Consider the following 2,164-nt stretch of genomic DNA (forward strand, 5'->3'; position numbering starts at 1 on the left):
ACAGCCACTCATCAACTGCCTGTTGCGGCAGGAACCGGGATCACCCCGGGGCTGTCGCGCGCCCGGTACGCCGCCGAACGGGGCACCCCACCGTCCCTGATCTACGTCCACCGGCCCGGGGAAGGGGCACGCGCGGCGGAAGCCAGGGAACTGCTGGGACCGGCCCTGACCGAATGCAGTGATGGCGGCAGATTCCAGAAGGTTCTGACGGAAAAGCCCACCACCCAGAAACTCGGAACCCACCTCTATGTCTGCGGGCCGGATGCCTTCATGGATTCAGTCCTCGGGCAGGCTCGGGATCTTGGCTGGCCGGAGGGCCTGCTGCACTCAGAAGCCTTTGGCGCGGCCGAGCTCGACGCGGGCTTTCCGTCAAGATCAACCGCAGGGCGGCTCTCCTGGAGACATCAGCGAATGACCCGGCTCAAAGGTCCGACGACCTGGCCGCACTCGCGTGGATCCAGCGGCCCCGGGGACGTGGAAGCCACCATCATTGGACTGTCGGAAGTAAGCCGCACCGTTCTGAAGCGCCCCGGGGCCCGGCCCCTTCTTCTGCTGGAAACCTGATCCCCTAGTTCCCCCGGGGCCGCCGGCCGCCTCGATCCAGACTCCTGTTGACCATGCCAGTGGCCAGCACATCTCCCTTCCACGCCAAGGGCATCTGGTGTGTCCAAAGTACAGATCCCCCCTGAGAGTAAGGACTTCATCACCATGCACACAGCAAACCGTTGTCTCGTCGTAGCCGTAAAAACCCGAAGGGAATTAGACGCCGCCCTGAATGAAGCGGTGGATCGCCTGAAACCGGCGGCGATAACTGAACAGGTCGGCATCTCGGTGACGCGGCTCGCCCCGGGACGCTATGAAGCGCGCCTGAACAGCAACGTTCCCCCGGGCGTGACACTCGAAAGATGGGGGTGCGAGCGATGAGCTGGCGTCAGGCAGGTGCCTTCGGCGCACCGACCAGCAGCGTGTTTAATATGGTCGACCCGCTGCCCGCCCGACCGGCTGCTCGCTGCACACGTGTTACGCGTCGCAGTGTTTGGCGGTGGGGGTGTCTTTGCCGCTGACGACGCTGGTTTTTGCTGTGGGGTCTTGATTTAGTGTCGTGGGCGGCGTCAGGCTGACGATGACCGGATAAGACGAACGGCCGGCATGAGAGTTTCGAAGCACCACGCTGGCCGTTCCGACGCGTAAAGGCCGCGCTGATGCTCACGGTAAATCATGAGGGTGTCTCTGTCGAGTCGGATCTGGCCGGCGGGCGCCTGGCGTGTCCTGGTTGCGAGGGGGTGCTGCGTCCGTGGGGCTGGGCGCGGGGACGCATGTGCTGCTCGAAGCGGGCCTGGCTGCGCGCCGGGCCGATACGGCCGCGGTGATCGCCTCCGCCATCGAGGCCAAGGCTGCCACCGGCCACGGGCACCGGGTGATCGCGGCCCTGCTGGGCCGGGCGGCGTCCACGGTGCGCGGCTGGCTGCGCGCATTCGCCGCTTCCGCCGGCCCGATCACCGAAGTGTTCACCGCCCTTTCCCACCGTGACGGCGCCGACGCGGCCGGACTCTGGCCTGCCCGACCCCGGCACCGGCCGGCCGGGCGCTGGCCGCGGTGGCGGCGTACGCGGGCGTGCTCGCGGCCCGGTTTTCCGTCGCCACCCTGGCGTGGCAATCGGCAGGGCTCGCCGTTGCGGGTCCGTTTTTCTTCAGCGGCGGCCGATGGCAGGGCCAGGACCAACACGAGCTGGCCCTTATGCCTGATACCCCGGGCTCATCGGTACAGGCTATCGGGAATAGTCCGCGCTGACTATCCGAAAGTGTAGTCAGAACCGTCAGAAAACAGTGTTACCCCTGCCCGTTTGCTTCGGGATTATGGATATCAACCAGAAAGCCTCGTCCGGCCCGCTACAGGCCCAATGACCGAATCGAAAGGGACACATCGTGAGTCCAGCAGCAACCGGCGCGTATACCGTCACCCCCAATCTCTCTCTTGTCCAGGACGAGATTGCGGTCACGGCCGCTGGAATCGACGAACAGGAGCTGGCCGGCCTGGCCCGTCACCTCACCCAGCCGGGCCGGGTGTTTGTTGCCGGCGCGGGCCGGAGCGGGCTGGTGTTGCGGATGGCGGCGATGAGGCTGATGCACCTGGGCCTGAATGTCCACATCGCCGGTGACACCAC

The 2,164-nt window shown here is 66.0% G+C and carries 2 protein-coding genes; both read left to right on the forward strand.

Annotated features, from left to right (window positions below):
- A partial coding sequence (locus J9611_RS21230; RefSeq protein WP_504742115.1) for a ferredoxin reductase domain-containing protein occupies nt 1-564 on the forward strand: 564 nt, incomplete at its 5' end.
- A 1,361-nt stretch (nt 565-1,925) separates the two neighbouring features.
- Nucleotides 1,926-2,164, forward strand: a 239-nt coding sequence (locus tag J9611_RS22625) for a phosphoheptose isomerase family protein (protein ID WP_504742116.1), incomplete at its 3' end; no start/stop codon positions are given.

It is taken from the genome of Pseudarthrobacter albicanus (genome assembly GCF_018224015.1).
Lineage (GTDB): Bacteria > Actinomycetota > Actinomycetes > Actinomycetales > Micrococcaceae > Arthrobacter > Arthrobacter albicanus.